This is a genomic window from Streptomyces sp. NPDC014656 (assembly GCF_043084305.1).
Lineage (GTDB): Bacteria > Actinomycetota > Actinomycetes > Streptomycetales > Streptomycetaceae > Streptomyces.
Map to the genome: position 1 here is coordinate 231,900 of NZ_JBIBZN010000011.1, position 17,891 is coordinate 249,790.

The window sequence follows — 17,891 nt, forward strand, 5'->3', positions numbered from 1 at the left end:
GAAACTTCCAAGGTGAACGGATAGTCTGAAAGTAACTGTCAGGTCAAGGATTCCCGCACGAATCGCCGAGAAGTGAGGTCCGTCCCGTTTCAGGCGGCCGACGCGATCGACGGCCACAGCTCCTGGAGCGTGCGGACCGTCTCCCGGATCGCCGGGCGCCGTGCCGCCCCCGCCCGCCACAGCGCGTGCAGCCGCCGCGTCGGCGCCGGGTCGAGCCGCAGCGGCGCCACCTCCGGCGGCAGTCCGCCGCGCCCCAGCCGGGGCACCAGCGCGATGCCGAGCCCCGCCGCGACCAGCGCCACCTGCGTGTGATTCTCCTCCGCCTGATGGACGATCAGGGGTTCCACGCCGGTCGCCCGCAGCGTCCGCTCCAGCCAGTCGTGGCACACCGTCCCCGGCGGCTGCGAGATCCACCGCTCGCCCGCCAGCTCCTCCCGCCGCACCGACCGCCGCGCCGCCAGCGGATGCTCCCGGTGGACCAGGATGTCGCAGCCGTCGTCGCCGATCACCGCCTGCTCCACCCCGGGCGGCGCCGGCAGCGGGGCGATGTCCCAGTCGTGCGCCACCGCCAGGTCGAGCACCCCGCGCGCCACCAGGTCCACCGACAGGTGCGGGTCCACCTCGGTCAGCCGGGCGTCCAGGCCTGGATGGCGCACGGCCAGGTCCGCGAGCACCCGGGGCATCAGGCCGCGCGCCGCGCTCGGGAAGCAGCCGATCGAGAGCCGCCCGGCGGGCAGCCCGCGCCGCTCCTCAAGGCGCACCTCCGCCTCCTCCACCAGCGCCAGCAGCTGCCGGGCGGTGCCCGCGAGCTGACGGGCCTCGTCGGTGAGCCGGACGCCCCGCCCGCTCCGTTCGAGCAGGGTCGTGCGGGTCTCCCGCTCCAGCTTCGCGATCTGCTGCGAGACCGCCGACGGGGTGTAGCCGAGGGCCGTCGCGGCGGCGCCCACGCTGCCGTGGACGGAGACGGCGTGCAGGGCGCGCAGCCGGCCGAGATCGAGCACGGGAACCTCCGACGGGCGTCCTGGATGTAGCAGTGCTTCATCCAACCATGAAGAGACCCGTGCTGGTGCTACACGGTCGGCGGCGGCCATGCTCGCTCCATGCGCCCCGCACACATCGCCCTCGCCGCGCTCGTCGCCGCGGTCTGGGGGGTCAACTTCGTCGTCATCGAGATCGGTCTCGACCACTTCCCCCCGCTGCTCTTCTCCGCCCTCCGCTTCCTCGTCGCCGCCCTCCCCGCCGTCTTCCTCGTCGGCCGGCCCAAGGTCGCCTGGAAGTGGATCGTCGCCGTCGGACTCGCCCTGGGCGTCGCCAAGTTCGGCCTGCTCTTCACCGGCATGGACCTCGGCGCCCCCGCCGGACTCTCCTCCCTCGTGCTCCAGGTCCAGGCCGTCTTCACCGCCCTCTTCGCCTTCGCCGCGCTCGGCGAGCGCCCCGGCCGGCTCACCGTCCTCGGCATGGGCGTGGCCCTCGCGGGCATCGGCGTCGCCGCCGTCGACGAGGGCACCTCGGGACCCGTCACCGGCTTCGTCCTGGTCATCGCGGCCGCCGCCTGCTGGGGCGTCTCCAACGTCCTCACCCGCAGGGCCGCCCCGCCCGACCCGCTCAACTGGATGGTCTGGGTCAGCACCGTGCCCGTCCTGCCGCTGCTCGCCCTCTCCCTCCTCCTGGAGGGACCCGAGCGCGACCTGGCCGCGCTCCGCGCCCTCGACTGGACCGGCGCCGGCGTCATCCTCTACGTCGCCTGGGTCACCACCGTCTTCGGCTTCGGCGCCTGGGGCTGGCTGCTCCGTCGCCACCCCGCCTCCTCCGTCGCCCCCTTCTCCCTCCTCGTCCCCGTCTTCGGCATGTCCTCGGCGGCCCTCTTCCTGGGCGAGGGGGTCAGCCCCCCGCGGTGGGCCGCGGCCGCCCTCCTCGTCGGCGGAGTGGCCCTGACGTCACTCGCCCCGAAGTCCCCGAAGTCTCCGGAGCCCCCGAAGTCCCCGAAGTCCCCGGCGGACGCGACGAACTCGGCGGACGCGACGAACTCGGCGGACGCGGTGGTCCCGGTGGTCCCGGCGGTCACGGTGGTCACGGTGGTCCCGGCGCGGTCCCCGCAGGCACCGAAATCCCTGGTGCGGGAGGCCCCCGCCCCCGTATCGTCCGGGGGTCCCGCCCGCGAGGAAAGGCCCGCATGACCTTCGAGAACGTCACCGTCGACGCCCCCGTCCCCGCACCCGGCGCCCTGCTCCTCGCCGGCATCCCCGGCAGCGGCAAGTCGACCGTCTCGGCCGCCCTCGCGGCCCGCTTCGCCAGGGCCGCGCACGTCGAGGTCGACCACCTCCAGGAGCTGATCGTCAGCGGCGGCCACTGGCCGACCCCGGACGGCGACCCGGAGGCGGACCGCCAGATCCTGCTGCGCGCCCGCAACGCCTGTCTGATCGCGGCCAGTCTCGCCGCCGCCGGCTTCCTCCCGGTCATGGACGACGTCGTGGTCCGCCGTTCGCACCTTGACTTCTACCGTGCCCAGCCGGTGCCCGTCCCCCTCCACGTGGTGATCCTGGCCCCCGGCCCGGACAAGGCGTGGGAGCGGAACAACGCCCGCCACAAGCGCCTCACCACCAACTGGGCCTTCCTGGACGGGGCCATGCGCGCCGAACTCTCCGACCAGGCCGTCTGGATCGACAACGCCGACCAGACCGTGGAGGAGACCGTCGACGCGGTCCTCGCGGCCACGGGCCTGGCCGCCTACGCGGACGCGCGGGGCCCCGCCGGTTCATAGGGCCCGCGAGCCCCCGCCGACCCCTCCCGGGCCGCGGCGGCCGGGGGCGGCCCGGCACAGTCCATTCCGACGCCGACCCGGCCCGGCCCGACGCCAGCCCGGTCCGGGGGCGGCCCGTCCCGACGTCGGCTCGCCCCCACGCCTGCCCTCCCGGCTCGCCCTCACCCCGCCCCTCCCGGCTCGCCCTCACACTGGCCCTCCCGGCCCGTCCCCACGGCGGTCCCTCCCGGCCCGTCCCGGCCCCTCCCGACGGCGGCTCGCCCCCACGCCGGCCCGCCCCGGGGTGGCCCGCTCCCAGCCGCCCCGGCAGAGGGAGACGAGGTCGAGAGAGACGAAGCCGAAGGGGCCGACGCCGAAGGGGCCGACGCGGAAGGGGCCGACGCGGAAGGGGCCGAAGCCGAAGGGGCCGAGGCCCGTGCGAAGCGGCCGGTGGCCGAGGCCGTTCCGGCAGCCGCTTCCGCCGCGGGCGGGCGGGGCGCCGCGACGGCGACGGGCCCTCACCCCCGCGGCGCCGCCGTCGAGTCCCGCACCACCAGCTCGCCCGGCACCGTCTCCGTGCCGTGCGCCGGGGCGTCCTCGGTGCCCATCGCCAGCCGCCCCGCGCGGACGCCCGAGGCGTGGAGCGGGAGGTGGACGGTCGTCAGGGCGGGGACCGCGTCGACCGAGAAGGGGAGGTCGTCGAAGCCCGCCACCGAGACGTCGCCGGGGATCGACAGGCCCCGCTCCCGCAGGGCCGCGCAGACGCCGAGGGCCACCGTGTCGTTGGCGGCGACGATCGCCGTCAGCCCCGGGTCGCGGTCGAGGAGCCCGGCGACGGCCGCGCGTCCGGCGGCGCGGTCGTAGGGGCCGTGCACGGTCGGGCCCTCCGCGACGCCCGCCGCCGCGAGGGCCTCCCGGTGGCCCTCCAGGCGGTGCCGGGTGGTGGTGCGGTCGGCGGGGCCCGCGACGTAACCGATCCGGGTGTGGCCGAGGCCGAGCAGGTGCTCGGCGAGCCGGCGTCCCCCGGCGCGGTTGTCGAAGACGAGCGCGGCGGTGTGCGCGTCCCCGGCCACGGGCGGGCGCCCGCACAGCACGACCCGGGTCCCGGCCTCGGCCATCCGGGCCAGCTTCGCGGCGGTCGCGGCCAGGTGCTCCGGGTCCTCCAGCGAGCCGCCCATGAGGATCACGGCGGCGGCGCGCTGCCGCTGGAGCAGCGTGAGGTAGGTCAGCTCGCGTTCGGGGGAGCCGCCGGTGTTGCAGACGACGGCCAGCTTCTCGCCGCCCGCCCGGCCCGAGCCGACCTCGCCGATGGCGCTCTGCGCGGCGCTCGCCATGATCCCGAAGAAGGGGTCGGCGATGTCGTTGACCAGCACCCCGACCAGGTCGGAGGTGGCGGCGGCGAGTGAGCTGGCGGGCCCGTTCAGGACGTAGTCCAGCTCCTCGACGGCCTTGAGGACCCGTTCCCGCGTCGAGGCGGCCACCGGGTAGTTGCCGTTGAGGACGCGGGAGACGGTCGCGGGGGAGACCCGGGCGCGGGCGGCCACGTCCGCCAGGGTGACGGTCATCGCGTGCGTACCTCCGGGGCCTTGTCCGACGTGTTGTCGGCAGGCTAGCGTCATCGACGGCAGAAAGCGCTTTCTATCGTCGCGCCGGAAGCGCTTTCTGCCATGCATGGCGTATTTCGTCATGCCTCCACACGGCGATCGCAGACCGCGGATCGCAGGGAACGAGGGCGTGAGCCCGCCGGGGAGAGGAACCTTCCGTGACACGCAGGACAGTCCGCATCGCCATGAACGGCGTCACCGGGCGCATGGGCTACCGCCAGCACCTCGTCCGCTCGATCCTCGCGCTGCGCGAGCAGGGCGGCCTCGACCTCGGCAACGGCGAGGTCCTCTGGCCCGAACCGGTCCTCGTCGGCCGCCGCGAGCACGCCCTGCGCGCCCTCGCCGAGAAGCACGGCCTGACCGAGTGGTCCACCGACCTCGACGCCGTCCTCGCCGACGACACGATCGACGTCTACTTCGACGCCCAGGTCACCTCGGCCCGCGTCGAGGCCCTCACCAAGGCGATCGAGGCCGGCAAGCACCTCTACACCGAGAAGCCCACCGCCGCCGACTTCGCCGGCGCCCTCGACCTCGCCCGCCTCGCCGCCGAGAAGGGCGTCAAGCACGGCGTCGTCCAGGACAAGCTCTTCCTCCCCGGCCTGCTCAAGCTCAAGCGGCTCATCGACGGCGGCTTCTTCGGCGAGATCCTGTCCGTGCGCGGCGAGTTCGGCTACTGGGTCTTCGAGGGCGACTGGCAGGAGGCCCAGCGCCCCAGCTGGAACTACCGCTCCCAGGACGGCGGCGGCATCGTCGTCGACATGTTCCCGCACTGGGAGTACGTCCTCCACGAGCTGTTCGGCCGCGTCACCTCCGTCTCCGCCGAGATCGCCACCCACGTCCCGCGCCGCTGGGACGAGCAGGGCAAGCCGTACGACGCGACCGCCGACGACGCCGCCTACGGCACCTTCCACCTGGAGGGCGGCGCCATCGCCCAGATCAACTCCTCCTGGACGGTCCGCGTCAACCGCGACGAGCTCGTCGAGTTCCAGGTCGACGGCACCGAGGGCTCCGCCGTCGCCGGCCTGCGCAACTGCCGCGTCCAGCACCGCAGCCTGACCCCCAAGCCGGTCTGGAACCCCGACATCCCCGCCACCTACTCCTTCCGCGACCAGTGGCAGGAGGTCCCCGACAACGCCGAGTTCGACAACGGCTTCAAGGCCCAGTGGGAGCTCTTCCTCCGCCACGTCGTCCTCGACGAGCCCTACCACTGGGACCTCCTCGCCGGCGCCCGCGGCGTCCAGCTCGCCGAACTCGGCCTCAGGTCCGCCGCCGAGGGCCGCCGCCTCGACGTCCCCGAGGTGACCCTGTGACCCTCCGCCTCCCGGTCCCCGGCGGGGGCACGCGCGCGTACGAGCCCCGCGCCGAACCGCTCGCGCCCGCCGCCCCCGGCCCCCTCACCTCCCGCACGGTCTTCTCCGCCGCGCACGTCGTCGCCGACCCGTACGCCGACACCACCCCCGACGGCCCCGCCGCCGTCGACTGGGACGCCACCCTCGCCTTCCGCCGCCACCTGTGGTCCCACGGCCTCGGCGTCGCGGAGGCCATGGACACCGCCCAGCGCGGCATGGGCCTCGACTGGGCGGGCGCTGCCGAACTCGTCCGCCGCTCCGCCGCCGAGGCGAAGGCAACCGGCGGCGCGATCGCCTGCGGCGTCGGCACCGACCAGCTCACCGGCCCCGCCTCCCTGCCGGAGATCAGGGCCGCCTACGAGGAGCAGCTCGCGGTCGTCGAGGAGTCCGGCGCCCAGGCCATCCTGATGGCCTCCCGCGCGCTCGCCGCGGCGGCCGCCGGCCCCGAGGACTACCTGGAGCTCTACGGCCACCTGCTGCGCCAGGCCGCCGAGCCCGTGATCCTCCACTGGCTCGGCCCGATGTTCGACCCGGCCCTGGAGGGGTACTGGGGCTCCGCCGACCTGGACGCGGCCACCGAGACCTTCCTGGAGGTCATCGCCGCCCACCCGGACAAGGTCGACGGCGTCAAGATCTCCCTCCTCGACGCGGGCCGCGAGGTCGCGCTGCGCCGTCGGCTGCCCGAAGGCGTCCGCTGCTACACCGGTGACGACTTCCACTACCCGGAGCTGATCGCGGGCGACGAGCAGGGCTTCAGCCACGCCCTGCTCGGCATCTTCGACCCGCTCGGCCCGCTGGCGGCGGAGGCGGTCAGGACCCTCGACACCGGCGACACGGCGGGCTTCCGCAAGCTGCTCGACCCGACGGTCGCGCTCTCCCGCCACCTCTTCGAGCCCCCGACCCGCTACTACAAGACGGGCGTGGTCCTCCTCGCCTGGCTCGCGGGCCACCAGGAGCACTTCACCATGGTCGGCGGCCTCCACTCGGCCCGCTCCCTGCCGCACCTGGCCCGCGCCTACGAACTCGCCGACGGCCTCGGCCTCTTCCCGGACCCGGCCCGCGCCGAGGCCCGCATGCGCGCCCTCCTCACCGTCCACGGAGTGCCCCAGTGAACCGCGACCGCTTCAGCATCAACCAGATGACGGTGAAGCAGCTCCCGCTCCCCGAGCTGGTCGCGCAGTGCGTCCGCCTCGGCGTCCCGGGGATCGGCCTGTGGCGCGACCCGGTCAAGGAGTACGGGATCGAGGCGACGGCCCGCCTGGTGCGGGACGCGGGCCTGGCCGTCACCACGCTCTGCCGGGGCGGCTTCTTCACCGCTGACGGCTGGGAGGCCGACAACCGGGCGGCGATCGACGAGGCGGCGGCGCTCGGCACCGACACCCTGGTCCTCGTCTCCGGCGGCCTGCCCGCCGGCAGCCGCGACCTGCCGGGGGCACGCGCGCGCATAGCGGACGCGATCGGCGTCCTCGCCCCCTACGCGGGCGCGCGCGGGGTCCGGCTCGCCATCGAGCCCCTCCACCCCATGTACGCCTCCGACCGCTGCGCGATCTCCACCCTGGACCAGGCCCTGGACATCGCGGAGCGCTTCCCGGCCGCCCAGGTGGGCGTCACCGTCGACACCTACCACCTGTGGTGGGACGAGAACGCCCCGGCGGCGGTGGAGCGCGCCGCGGCCGGCGGCCGGATCCACTCCTTCCAGCTCGCCGACTGGACGACCCCCCTCCCGGAGGGCGTCCTCAACGGCCGGGGCCAGCTCGGCACCGGCGCGATCGACCTCACCTGGTGGGCGGAGCTCCTCGAACGGGTCGGCCACACGGGCCCGGTGGAGGTCGAGCTGTTCAACGACGGCCTGTGGGCGAGGGACGGCGTCGAGGTGCTGGAGGAGACCCTGGACGCCTTCCTGAAGGTCTGAGTCCTGAAGGGGTGCGGCCCTTCTCCTCCCGGACTCAGGGACCAGGCCCCCGCGTGCGCGGCGGGGGCCTCCGGGCCCGGCCCCGTGTGCGGCGGGGCCGGGCTACTTCCTGCCGCCCAGCAGGTCGCCGAGGCCGCCGCCCTTCTTCGTGGCGGCGCGCTTCGTCAGGACCGCGAGGACCACCGGGACCAGGAGGTCGACGGCGCGGTCGACGGTGGCAGGAGGCAGGCCCGTGCGCTTGGCGACGGCCTTGGCGGCCGGTTTCGCCAGCTTGGCCAGGACGCCCGCCATCAGGCCGCCGGCCGCGAGGCCGCCGAAGGAGGCGACGCCCTGGAGGGGCGGTTCCTCGGAGGTGACCTCGTCGACGGCGGCCTTGACCTCGTCCGCGCTGCCCGGTTCGGCCGCTGCCTGCCGCAGCTCGCCCGAGAGTTCCGAGACCGAGCCGTCCACGAGGGCCCGCGCCCCGGCGGTGTCGGTGCCGGCGAGCGTGGCGATCTCCGCCAGCCGGTCCTCGCCGAGTTCGGCCAGGACGTCGTCCTGGAAGGAGTCACTGCTCTCACTCATGTCCGAAACGCTACGGTTCATCCTTCCGCTCGGCACCCCGGCGCGGAAGTCTCCCCCGGCCCCGCCCCCGCTGTCGGTGCCCTTCGCTACGGTCGGTGCATGTCCAACGAGGGTCAGCCGCACCGCCCCGCCGTCGTCGAGGGCGTGCTGGAGAGGATCACGTACGCCAACGAGGAGAGCGGCTACACGGTCGCCCGGGTCGACACCGGCCGGGGTGCCGGCGAGCTGCTCACCGTCGTCGGCGCGCTGCTCGGCGCCCAGCCGGGGGAGTCGCTGCGGATGGAGGGCCGCTGGGGCTCCCACCCGCAGTACGGCCGGCAGTTCCAGGTGGACAACTACTCGACCGTCCTGCCCGCCACCATCCAGGGCATCCGCCGCTACCTCGGCTCCGGCCTGATCAAGGGCATCGGCCCCGTCTTCGCCGACCGCATCACGACCCACTTCGGCCTGGAGACCCTCGACGTCCTGGAGGAGGCCCCGGGCCGCCTCATCGAGGTCCCCGGCCTGGGCCCCAAGCGCACCGGGAAGATCATCGCCGCCTGGGAGGAGCAGAAGGCGATCAAGGAGGTGATGGTCTTCCTCCAGACCGTCGGCGTCTCCACCTCGATCGCCGTCCGCATCTACAAGCAGTACGGCGACGACTCGATCACCGTCGTCCGGGAGCGGCCCTACCGGCTGGCCGCCGACGTCTGGGGCATCGGCTTCCTCACCGCCGACCGGATCGCCCAGTCCGTCGGCATCCCGCACGACAGCCCCGAGCGGGTGAAGGCCGGGCTCCAGTACGCCCTCTCCCAGTCGTCCGACCAGGGGCACTGCTTCCTGCCCGAGGAGCGGCTGATCGCCGACTCGGTGAAGCTGCTCCAGGTGGACACGGGACTGGTCATCGAGTGCCTCGCCGAGCTGGCCGAGGACCCCGAGGGGGTCGTCCGGGAGGCGGTCCCCGGCCCGGAGGGCGAGCCGGTCACGGCCGTCTACCTGATCCCCTTCCACCGGGCCGAGCTCTCGCTCGCCGGGCAGCTGAGACGGCTGCTGCGCACCCCGGAGGACCGCATGCCCGCCTTCCGGGACGTGCCGTGGGACAAGGCGCTGGCCTGGCTCGCGGAGCGCACGGGGGCCACCCTGGCGCCCGAGCAGGAGCAGGCCGTCCGGCTCGCCCTGACCCAGAAGGTCGCGGTCCTCACCGGCGGCCCCGGCTGCGGCAAGTCCTTCACCGTCCGGTCCGTCGTGGAGCTGGCCCGGGCCAAGAAGGCGAAGGTGGTGCTCGCCGCGCCGACCGGCCGCGCGGCCAAGCGGCTGGCCGAGCTGACCGGCGCCGAGGCGTCCACCGTCCACCGGCTGCTCGAACTGAAGCCGGGCGGGGACGCGGCGTACGACCGGGACCGGCCGCTCGATGCCGACCTCGTCGTGGTCGACGAGGCGTCCATGCTGGACCTGCTGCTGGCGAACAAGCTGGTCAAGGCGGTGGCGCCGGGCGCCCACCTGCTCCTGGTGGGGGACGTGGACCAGCTGCCGTCGGTCGGCGCCGGCGAGGTGCTCGCCGATCTGCTCGCGCCGGGCAGCCCGGTCCCGGCCGTCCGGCTGACCCGGATCTTCCGCCAGGCCCAGCAGTCCGGCGTGGTGACCAACGCGCACCGGATCAACGAGGGCCTGCCGCCCACCACCACGGGTCTGCCGGACTTCTTCCTCTTCGCGGAGGAGGAGACGGAGGACGCGGCCCGGGTCGCCGTCGAGGTCGCCGCCCGGCGCATTCCGGCCAGGTTCGGTCTCGACCCGCGCCGGGACGTGCAGGTCCTGGCCCCCATGCACCGCGGCCCGGCGGGCGCGGGCGCGCTGAACGGGCTGCTCCAGCAGATGATCACCCCGGCCCGCCCGGACGTCCCGGAGAAGCGGTTCGGCGGCCGGGTCTTCCGCGTCGGGGACAAGGTCACCCAGATCAGGAACAACTACGAGAAGGGGGCGAACGGGGTCTTCAACGGTACGGTCGGGGTGGTGACGGCGCTGGACCCCGAGGAGCAGCGCCTGACCGTCCGGACGGACGAGGACGAGGAGGTGCCGTACGGCTTCGACGAGCTGGACGAGCTGTCGCACGCGTACGCGGTCACCATCCACCGTTCGCAGGGCAGTGAGTATCCGGCCGTGGTGATCCCGGTCACCATGAGTGCGTGGATGATGCTGCAGCGGAACCTGCTCTACACGGCCGTGACGCGGGCGCGGAAGCTCGTCGTCCTGGTCGGTTCGCGGCGCGCGATCGCCCAGGCGGTCCGCACGGTCTCGGCCGGCCGGCGCTTTACCGCACTGGCCCATCGCCTCACAGGGGGCGCCTCCGTGTGAAAGATCACGGAGGACTACCGGAACCGGGGCGAAGGGGGCAGGATGAGCAGGTTGGCGGCACTGAGTGCCGCCGATAGGCCCAATGGCGACCCCGAGTGCACTCTCCTGAGCCGAGTGGGGGATGGTAGAGACAGTCAGGGCACCTCGAAGAAGAGGCACTACGTCGGTGAGGGATGACGTGAGCGACAACTCTGTAGTACTGCGGTACGCGGACGGTGAATACACCTACCCGGTGGTCGAGAGCACCGTCGGCGACAAGGGCTTCGACATCGGGAAGCTGCGAGCCCAGACCGGTCTGGTCACCCTGGACAGCGGATACGGCAACACCGCCGCCTACAAATCCGCGATCACCTACCTCGATGGTGAGCAGGGCATCCTGCGGTACCGCGGCTACCCCATCGAGCAGCTGGCCGAGCAGTCCACCTTCCTGGAGGTGGCCTACCTGCTGATCAACGGCGAGCTGCCGAAGGGCGACGAGCTCTCCACGTTCCAGAACGAGATCACCCAGCACACGCTGGTCCACGAGGACGTCAAGAACTTCTTCCGCGGCTTCCCGCGGGACGCCCACCCGATGGCGATGCTGTCCTCCGTGGTCTCCGCGCTGTCCACCTTCTACCAGGACAGCCACAACCCGTTCGACGAGACCCAGCGCCACCTGTCGACGATCCGGCTGCTCGCGAAGCTGCCGACGATCGCCGCGTACGCGTACAAGAAGTCGATCGGTCACCCGTTCGTCTACCCGCGCAACGACCTCGGCTACGTCGAGAACTTCCTGCGCATGACGTTCTCCGTGCCGGCCCAGGAGTACGAGCTCGACCCGGTCGTCGTCTCGGCGCTCGACAAGCTCCTCATCCTGCACGCGGACCACGAGCAGAACTGTTCGACCTCCACCGTGCGCCTGGTCGGCTCCTCGCAGGCGAACATGTTCGCCTCGATCTCGGCCGGCATCTCCGCCCTGTGGGGCCCGCTGCACGGCGGCGCCAACCAGTCGGTGCTGGAGATGCTGGAGGGCATCAAGGCCAACGGCGGCGACGTCGACTCCTTCATCCGCAAGGTGAAGAACAAGGAGGACGGCGTCCGCCTGATGGGCTTCGGCCACCGGGTGTACAAGTCCTTCGACCCGCGCGCCAAGATCATCAAGGCGGCGGCGCACGACGTCCTCTCGGCCCTCGGCAAGTCCGACGAGCTGCTGGACATCGCGCTCAAGCTGGAGGAGCACGCGCTCTCCGACGAGTACTTCGTCTCGCGCAACCTCTACCCGAACGTGGACTTCTACACGGGTCTCATCTACCGCGCGATGGGCTTCCCGACCGAGATGTTCACCGTGCTCTTCGCGCTCGGCCGCCTCCCCGGCTGGATCGCCCAGTGGCACGAGATGATCAAGGAGCCCGGCTCCCGCATCGGCCGCCCGCGCCAGATCTACACCGGCGAGGTCCTCCGCGACTTCGTCCCGGTCGAGGAGCGCTGAGCCGGCCCCGCACAGGTCGGCTGAGAGGCCTCCCAGAGGTACAGAAGCGCCCCGCCTTCCGATCCCCCCACGGGTCGGGCGGCGGGGCGCTTCTCATATTCCCGGTGCGGATTCCCCCCACGGGATCCGGGCCGGGCGTCCGGCGCGCGGTCTGCCGGGGTACGTACGGGAGGGCCGCTCAAAGCTCCCCGGTGCACGTGCCCCGGCCGCGCTTGCCTGCCGGGACGTCCCCCAAGACCTCCCGGCGAACGTCCCCCAAGACGTTCTGGCATCGCCCACTTAGACTCGCGAACAGCCCAGATGGTTACCCCCCAATATCTGTGATCTAGGTCTCTTTGTGAAGGACTTGTGCGTCACGTGTAGGTGAAATCAACGGAACCGCCGCAGTCGCAGGCTGTTGGTCACCACGAACACGGACGAAAAGGCCATGGTCAGGCCCGCGATCATCGGGTTGAGCAGTCCGGCCGCGGCGAGCGGCAGGGCGGCCGTGTTGTAGCCGAAGGCCCACGCCAGATTTCCCTTGATCGTCGCCAGGGTCCGCCGCGAGAGCCGGATCGCGTCGGCGGCGACCCGCAGGTCGCCCCGGACGAGGGTGAGGTCGCTCGCCTCGATCGCCGCGTCCGTCCCGGTGCCCATCGCGAGCCCCAGGTCGGCGGTGGCGAGCGCCGCCGCGTCGTTCACCCCGTCGCCGACCATGGCGACCGTGCGGCCCTCCTCCTGGAGCCGCCGGACCACCCCGGCCTTCTCCTCGGGCAGCACCCCGGCGATCACCTCGTCGATGCCGACCTCGGCCGCGACGGCCTCCGCCACGGCCCGGTGGTCGCCGGTGAGCAGCACCGGCCGCAGGCCGAGCGCCCGGAGCCGGCCGACGGCCTCGGCGCTGGTGTCCTTGACGGCGTCGGCGACGGTGAGGGAGCCGAGGAAGGCCCCGTCCCGGGCGACGAGCACCGCTCCGGGGGCCACGCCCCCGGGCACCGCCACGTCCTCTGCGGCGAGCAGCGCGGCCCGCCCGGCGAGGACGAGCCGGCCGTCGACGGAGCCGCGGACGCCGAGCCCGGGCACGTTCTCGAAGCCCTTGGGGACGGGCAGTTCGCCGACGGGGACGCCGAGCCGCTCGGCGGCGCCCGCGGCGACGGCCCGGGCGACGGGGTGCTCGGAGGAGTGCTCCAGGGCCCCGGCGAGCCGCAGCAGCTCCTTCTCGTCGGCCCCGGCGGCGGGGTGGACGCCGGTGAGGGCCATCCGGCCGGTGGTGACGGTGCCGGTCTTGTCGAGGACGACGGTGTCGACGCGGCGGGTGGACTCCAGGACCTCGGGGCCCTTGATGAGGATGCCGAGCTGGGCGCCCCGGCCGGTGCCGACGAGCAGCGCGGTCGGGGTGGCGAGGCCGAGGGCGCAGGGGCAGGCGATGATCAGGACGGCGACGGCGGCGGTGAACGCGGCGGTGGCTCCGGCTCCGGCGCCGAGCCAGAAGCCGAGGGTGGCCAGGGCGATCAGCAGGACGACGGGGACGAAGACCGCCGAGATCCGGTCGGCGAGCCGCTGCACCTCGGCCTTGCCGCTCTGCGCCTCCTCGACGAGCTTCGCCATCCGGGCGAGCCGGGTGTCCGCGCCGACCCGTCCCGCCCGGACGACGAGCCGCCCGGAGACGTTGACGCAGCCGCCGGTGACGGCGGAGCCGGGGGTGACGTCGACGGGCAGGGACTCGCCGGTGAGCAGGGAGGCGTCGACGGCGGAGGAGCCCTCGGTGACGGTGCCGTCGGTGGCGATCTTCTCCCCGGGGCGTACGACGAAGAGCTCGCCGGTCCGCAGGCCGGCCACCGGCACCCGCACCTCGCGGCCGTCCCGGAGGACGGCCACGTCCTTGGCGCCGAGCTCCATCAGGGCCCGCAGGGCGGCCCCGGCCTTCCGCTTGGCCCGGGCCTCCAGGTAGCGGCCGAGCAGGATGAAGGTGACGACGCCGGCGGCGACCTCCAGGTAGATCGCGGAGGCGCCGTCGGCGCGGTCCGCGGTGAGGTCGAAGCCGTGCCGCATGCCGGGGGCGCCGGCGTCCCCGAGGAAGAGCGCCCACAGGGACCAGCCGTAGGCGGCGAGGGTGCCGACCGAGACGAGGGTGTCCATGGTGGCCGCGCCGTGCCGGAGGTTGGTCCAGGCGGCCCGGTGGAAGGGGAGGCCGCCCCAGACGACGACGGGGGAGGCCAGGGCGAGGGAGAGCCACTGCCAGTTGTCGAACTGGAGGGCGGGGACCATGGCGAGCAGCACGACCGGGGCGGCGAGGACGGCGGAGACCGCGAGCCGCGTGCGGAGGGCGGCGAGCTCGGGGTCGGCGTCCGGCTCCCCGGGTGTCTCGGGCTCCGGCGGCGCGGGTTCCTCGGCGGTGTAGCCGGTCTTCACCACGGTGGCGATGAGCGCGTCGACGCCGACCCCGGGAGCGTGCTCGACGCGTGCCTTCTCGGTGGCGTAGTTGACGGTCGCGGTGACGCCGTCCATCCGGTTGAGCTTCTTCTCGACGCGGGCCGCGCAGGAGGCGCAGGTCATTCCGCCGATGGTCAGCTCGGTGACGGTGACGTCGGGGGCGGTCGCGTCGGGGGCGGTGCTGGTCATGTGCGCTTCCAGGAAACGGGGAGCAGGGCCGTACCCGTAACGGTACGGCCCTGCCCGGACACGGGTGCGGCGTGCGTCAGACCAGCTCGTAGCCGGCCTCGTCGACGGCGGCGGCGACGGCCTCGCGGTCGAGCGGGGCGGCGGAGACCACGGTGACCTCGCCGGTGCTGGCGACGGCGGTGACCGAGGAGACGCCGGGGAGGGCGGAGATCTCGCCGGAGACGGCGCCCTCGCAGTGGCCGCAGGTCATGCCCTTGACCTGGTAGACGGTGGTGAGTTCGGTCTGCGTCTCGGCGGCCATGGGGCTCTCCTCTTCGGTTCGGAGTCTTACGCCTCCGATGCTATACCCCTAGGGGGTATAAACGCCACTCCTGTCCGGTTCGCGCCGCGCCAGCGAGCGCAGCCACGCCAGTCCCGCCAGTGTCACCAGGACGAGACCCCCCACCGAGAAGAGGGTGAAGAGGTGCTCCTGCCGCGACGTGGGCGCCGGGAGGTACCCCTGGGCGAAGAGCGAGCGGTCGAGGTCCGTCGTGGTCAGCCGGAGCACCAGCCAGAGCGCGATCCCGTGCATCGAGTCCCAGAGCGCGTGCAGCGCCGCCACCCCCAGGTACGCGCCGACGACCGGCCCGGCGAGGCGGAAGCGGCCGTCGGGGCGGCGGAAGGAGAAGAGCACCGCGCCGGCGATCGCCGTCCACAGGCCGTGCCCGAAGGGGGCGAGCACCCCGCGGAGGATCTCCGTCTCCAGCAGGGAGCGCAGGTCGATGCCGTCCATGGTGACGGCCGCGTTGAAGGCGTACCCCGCGCTCTCGAAGGCGGCGAAGCCGAAGCCGACCGTCCCGCCGAGGATCAGGCCGGCGCGCCGGCCGCGCAGGTACGGCCGGTGGCGGACGACGAACATCAGGGCGGCGAGCTTCACCGCCTCCTCGATCAGCCCCACCCCGGCGAACATCCACAGCGACGGATGGAGCAGGTAGTACTCCATGACCGAGGCGCCGAGGACGCCCAGGACGCCGCCGGTGACGAAGCAGCCGAGGATCACCGGCAGTCCCAGGTCGCGGCCGTGCCGCTCGTACGCCCACAGGACGAAGACGCCCGGGACCAGGAAGCTGCCCAGCAGGATCAGGGTGGGCAGCAGGGTGGTGTTGGCGGTGGCGTAGGTGACCACGGCGGTCAGCGCCCACAGGGCGAGGCCGCCCCACAGGCACCGCTTCCACAGCCCGGGGCGCGGCCCCGCCTCCGCCGGCGGGGGCGGGGGCTGGGGCGGGGGCTGGGGCGTGGTCCGGTGGTCGTACATCCGCGGGCCTCCAAGTCCCTCCGCCGACGGGGCATCTGACCGGAGCTTATGGTAGATACCCGATATGTCGCATTCGGGGAGCACCCTCGTCCTGATCATGGTGATCGCCGTCATGGCGCCGCTGCTGGCCTACTGGGTGGGCCGCCGCGTCCCCGTGCCGCTCGCCGTCTTCGAGATCCTCCTCGGCATCTGCGTCGGCCCCGACGTCCTCGGCTGGGCCCACTCCGACGAGCTGATCGACGGCCTCTCCGAGCTCGGCCTCACCATGCTGATCTTCCTGGCGGGGTACGAGATCGAGTTCGGCAAGGTCCGCGGCGACACCCTCAGGCGCTCGGTGTGGGCGTGGCTGGCCGCCCTCGTCCTCGGCCTCACCGCCGGCGTCCTGCTCGGCGGGGGCTACTCCACCGGCGTCTTCATCGGGGTCGCCCTCACCAGCACCGCCCTCGGCACCGTCCTGCCCGTGCTGCGGGACTCCGGCGGCCTGCGCGGCCGCTTCGGCTCGGTCGTCATGGCCTTCGGCGCGGTCGGCGAGTTCGGCCCGATCATCGCCATGGCGCTGCTGCTCAGCGGGCGCACCGCCGCCCGGTCCACCGTCCTGCTCGCCGTCTTCGCCGCGCTCACCGCCGCCGCCGTCTACTGGGCGCTGCGGCCCCGCCCGCCGTGGTTCGCCACCGTCATCGCCAAGACCCTGCACACCAGCGGCCAGTTCGCGGTCCGCTTCGTCTTCCTGCTCCTCGCGCTGATGCTCGGCGCCTCCACGGCCCTCGGCCTCGACGTCCTCCTCGGCGCCTTCGCCGCCGGGCTCATCACCCGGCTGGTGCTCACCGGGGCCGCGCCCGAGGCCGGCCCGGAGATCCTGGAGAAGGTGGAGGGGGTCGGCTTCGGCTTCCTGGTGCCGGTCTTCTTCGTCGTCACCGGCATCGAGTTCGACCTGGACTCGCTGCTCTCCGGCGGCCGGGCGCTGCTGCTCCTGCCGGTCTTCCTGGTGCTCTTCCTGGTGGTGCGCGGCGGCCCGATGTGGTTCCTCGCCCCGCGCGACCTCGACCGGAAGGACCGGGGCGCGCTGGTGCTGTACGGCTCCACCGCGCTGCCGCTCGTCGTCGCCATCACCACCATCGGCCTGGACGACAAGGCCCTGTCGGCGGGCGAGGCGGCGGCGCTGGTGGGCGCCGGCATGGCCTCCGTGCTGGTCTTCCCGCTGCTGGCACTGCGGATCAGGGCGGGCCGGGAGGGGGTGCCGGAGGGGGCGGTCAGCGGGTCGGAGTCGTGGTGACCCCGGCCTCCTCCCCGGCGAAGAGCGGTTCCAGGTAGCGCAGCAGGACCTGCTTCAGCTCGACGACGGCCCGGTCCCTGACGGGGCCCTCGGGGGCGGCGACGATCAGGGCGAGGCCGCCCTTGAAGACGGCGAAGGCCATGTCGGCGACCGGTCCCAGCTCCTCGGCGGACAGGGCGGGGACGGCCCGCGCGCCGATGAGCTCGCGGACCTGGGAGAGCAGCGAGGCGTGCAGCTCGTCGTGCTCCTCGGCGATCCGGCCGGGCACCTCGGAGCCGTGCATCAGGGCGAGGAAGGCCGGGTTGAGGCAGTTGAACTCGATCATCGGGTCCAGGACCGCGTCGATCAGCTCCGGCAGCGGCAGCGCCACGTTCTCCGGGACGAAGATCCGGCCGTGCCGCTCGCGCATCTCGTGGATGAGGCGGCCGCCGAGCTCGATGGCGATCGCTTCCTTGTTGGGGAAGTACTGGTAGAGCGTGCCCGGCGAGACCTGGGCCCGGCGGGCGATCGCGTTGGTGCTGGTAGCCGTGTAGCCGTTGGCGCAGAAGACGTCCGCGGCGGCCTGGAGCAGCTGGGCGACGCGGCGTTCGCCGCGTGCCTGGCGGCGGCGCGGCTTGGGGTCCTCGGTCATCTCCGTCCCCGGCCTTCCTCGGTGCGCGTTGACAAACACGAGAGGTCGCTCGCATTCTATGAAAACGCGAGCGATCACTCGTGTTTGCCAGTCTATGGCAATGGACGGCCCCCGCGACCTGCCG

Annotated in this window: 15 protein-coding genes; 8 read left to right on the forward strand and 7 right to left on the reverse strand. The window is 73.3% G+C overall.

Going from position 1 to position 17,891, the window contains the following annotated elements:
• Nucleotides 1-89: 89 nt before the first annotated feature.
• Complete coding sequence (locus tag ACF1ED_RS24680) at nucleotides 90-1,001, reverse strand: LysR family transcriptional regulator (RefSeq protein ID WP_391763899.1); 912 nt, start codon at nucleotides 999-1,001, stop codon at nucleotides 90-92.
• Nucleotides 1,002-1,100: 99 nt separating this feature from the next.
• Between ACF1ED_RS24680 and ACF1ED_RS24685 the strand changes: the two genes are divergently transcribed.
• A complete protein-coding gene (locus ACF1ED_RS24685) occupies nucleotides 1,101-2,177 on the forward strand; it encodes an EamA family transporter (RefSeq protein WP_391763901.1) in 1,077 nt (358 codons plus the stop codon).
• A complete protein-coding gene (locus ACF1ED_RS24690; protein WP_391763903.1) occupies nucleotides 2,174-2,761 on the forward strand; it encodes an AAA family ATPase in 588 nt (195 codons plus the stop codon). The genes ACF1ED_RS24685 and ACF1ED_RS24690 overlap by 4 nt, the downstream gene beginning before the upstream one ends.
• Before the next feature lie 497 nt (nucleotides 2,762-3,258).
• On the opposite strand, the gene ACF1ED_RS24695 is transcribed toward ACF1ED_RS24690, so the two are convergent.
• A complete protein-coding gene (locus ACF1ED_RS24695) occupies nucleotides 3,259-4,305 on the reverse strand; it encodes a LacI family DNA-binding transcriptional regulator (protein WP_391763905.1) in 1,047 nt (348 codons plus the stop codon).
• A 197-nt stretch (nucleotides 4,306-4,502) separates the two neighbouring features.
• On the opposite strand from ACF1ED_RS24695, the gene ACF1ED_RS24700 reads away from it, so the two are divergent.
• From ACF1ED_RS24700 to ACF1ED_RS24710, 3 genes are read left to right on the forward strand one after another with little or no spacing between them, the layout of a single operon-like run.
• A complete protein-coding gene (locus ACF1ED_RS24700; RefSeq protein WP_391763907.1) occupies nucleotides 4,503-5,654 on the forward strand; it encodes a Gfo/Idh/MocA family protein in 1,152 nt (383 codons plus the stop codon).
• On the forward strand, nucleotides 5,651-6,805 hold the full coding sequence (locus ACF1ED_RS24705; RefSeq protein WP_391763909.1) for a dihydrodipicolinate synthase family protein: 1,155 nt from the start codon (nucleotides 5,651-5,653) through the stop codon (nucleotides 6,803-6,805). Before ACF1ED_RS24700 ends, ACF1ED_RS24705 begins: the two co-directional genes overlap by 4 nt.
• Nucleotides 6,806-6,831: 26 nt before the next feature.
• Nucleotides 6,832-7,605, forward strand: a complete 774-nt coding sequence (locus ACF1ED_RS24710) for a sugar phosphate isomerase/epimerase family protein (RefSeq protein WP_391764054.1) — start codon at nucleotides 6,832-6,834, stop codon at nucleotides 7,603-7,605.
• A 102-nt stretch (nucleotides 7,606-7,707) separates the two neighbouring features.
• On the opposite strand, the gene ACF1ED_RS24715 is transcribed toward ACF1ED_RS24710, so the two are convergent.
• Nucleotides 7,708-8,169: a DUF937 domain-containing protein gene (locus tag ACF1ED_RS24715; RefSeq protein ID WP_391763911.1), complete on the reverse strand. Its 462-nt coding sequence runs from the start codon at nucleotides 8,167-8,169 to the stop codon at nucleotides 7,708-7,710.
• 99 nt (nucleotides 8,170-8,268) lie between these two features.
• On the opposite strand from ACF1ED_RS24715, the gene ACF1ED_RS24720 reads away from it, so the two are divergent.
• Both ACF1ED_RS24720 and ACF1ED_RS24725 read left to right on the forward strand, forming a co-directional pair.
• Nucleotides 8,269-10,500, forward strand: a complete 2,232-nt coding sequence (locus ACF1ED_RS24720) for an ATP-dependent RecD-like DNA helicase (protein ID WP_391763913.1) — start codon at nucleotides 8,269-8,271, stop codon at nucleotides 10,498-10,500.
• A gap of 178 nt (nucleotides 10,501-10,678) precedes the next feature.
• Nucleotides 10,679-11,968 carry a citrate synthase gene (locus ACF1ED_RS24725; RefSeq protein ID WP_043224185.1) on the forward strand — a complete coding sequence of 430 codons (1,290 nt, stop codon included), beginning with the start codon at nucleotides 10,679-10,681 and terminating at the stop codon, nucleotides 11,966-11,968.
• Nucleotides 11,969-12,337: 369 nt separating this feature from the next.
• On the opposite strand, the gene ACF1ED_RS24730 is transcribed toward ACF1ED_RS24725, so the two are convergent.
• The 3 genes from ACF1ED_RS24730 to ACF1ED_RS24740 form a co-directional block, all read right to left on the reverse strand.
• Complete coding sequence (locus ACF1ED_RS24730; protein ID WP_391763915.1) at nucleotides 12,338-14,569, reverse strand: heavy metal translocating P-type ATPase; 2,232 nt, start codon at nucleotides 14,567-14,569, stop codon at nucleotides 12,338-12,340.
• Nucleotides 14,570-14,645: 76 nt separating this feature from the next.
• On the reverse strand, nucleotides 14,646-14,870 hold the full coding sequence (locus tag ACF1ED_RS24735; RefSeq protein WP_391763917.1) for a heavy-metal-associated domain-containing protein: 225 nt from the start codon (nucleotides 14,868-14,870) through the stop codon (nucleotides 14,646-14,648).
• A gap of 48 nt (nucleotides 14,871-14,918) precedes the next feature.
• Nucleotides 14,919-15,863, reverse strand: a complete 945-nt coding sequence (locus tag ACF1ED_RS24740; protein ID WP_391763919.1) for a PrsW family intramembrane metalloprotease — start codon at nucleotides 15,861-15,863, stop codon at nucleotides 14,919-14,921.
• 64 nt (nucleotides 15,864-15,927) lie between these two features.
• On the opposite strand from ACF1ED_RS24740, the gene ACF1ED_RS24745 reads away from it, so the two are divergent.
• On the forward strand, nucleotides 15,928-17,136 hold the full coding sequence (locus ACF1ED_RS24745; RefSeq protein ID WP_391763921.1) for a cation:proton antiporter: 1,209 nt from the start codon (nucleotides 15,928-15,930) through the stop codon (nucleotides 17,134-17,136).
• On the opposite strand, the gene ACF1ED_RS24750 is transcribed toward ACF1ED_RS24745, so the two are convergent.
• A complete protein-coding gene (locus ACF1ED_RS24750; RefSeq protein ID WP_391763923.1) occupies nucleotides 17,114-17,767 on the reverse strand; it encodes a TetR/AcrR family transcriptional regulator in 654 nt (217 codons plus the stop codon). The two genes, ACF1ED_RS24745 and ACF1ED_RS24750, sit on opposite strands and share 23 nt — an antisense overlap.
• Between the last annotated feature and the right edge of the window lie 124 nt (nucleotides 17,768-17,891).

Bases quoted from the DNA above. Each gene is read 5' to 3' on its own strand.
- ACF1ED_RS24745 (WP_391763921.1), top strand. From the start codon at position 15,928: ATGTCGCATTCGGGGAGCACCCTCGTCCTGATCATGGTGATCGCCGTC.
- ACF1ED_RS24710 (WP_391764054.1), top strand. From the start codon at position 6,832: ATGACGGTGAAGCAGCTCCCGCTCCCCGAGCTGGTCGCGCAGTGCGTC.
- ACF1ED_RS24720 (WP_391763913.1), top strand. From the start codon at position 8,269: ATGTCCAACGAGGGTCAGCCGCACCGCCCCGCCGTCGTCGAGGGCGTG.
- ACF1ED_RS24695 (WP_391763905.1), bottom strand. From the start codon at position 4,305: ATGACCGTCACCCTGGCGGACGTGGCCGCCCGCGCCCGGGTCTCCCCC.
- ACF1ED_RS24715 (WP_391763911.1), bottom strand. From the start codon at position 8,169: ATGAGTGAGAGCAGTGACTCCTTCCAGGACGACGTCCTGGCCGAACTC.
- ACF1ED_RS24730 (WP_391763915.1), bottom strand. From the start codon at position 14,569: ATGACCAGCACCGCCCCCGACGCGACCGCCCCCGACGTCACCGTCACC.
- ACF1ED_RS24735 (WP_391763917.1), bottom strand. From the start codon at position 14,870: ATGGCCGCCGAGACGCAGACCGAACTCACCACCGTCTACCAGGTCAAG.
- ACF1ED_RS24740 (WP_391763919.1), bottom strand. From the start codon at position 15,863: ATGTACGACCACCGGACCACGCCCCAGCCCCCGCCCCAGCCCCCGCCC.
- ACF1ED_RS24750 (WP_391763923.1), bottom strand. From the start codon at position 17,767: ATGACCGAGGACCCCAAGCCGCGCCGCCGCCAGGCACGCGGCGAACGC.
- ACF1ED_RS24685 (WP_391763901.1), top strand. From the start codon at position 1,101: ATGCGCCCCGCACACATCGCCCTCGCCGCGCTCGTCGCCGCGGTCTGG.
- ACF1ED_RS24690 (WP_391763903.1), top strand. From the start codon at position 2,174: ATGACCTTCGAGAACGTCACCGTCGACGCCCCCGTCCCCGCACCCGGC.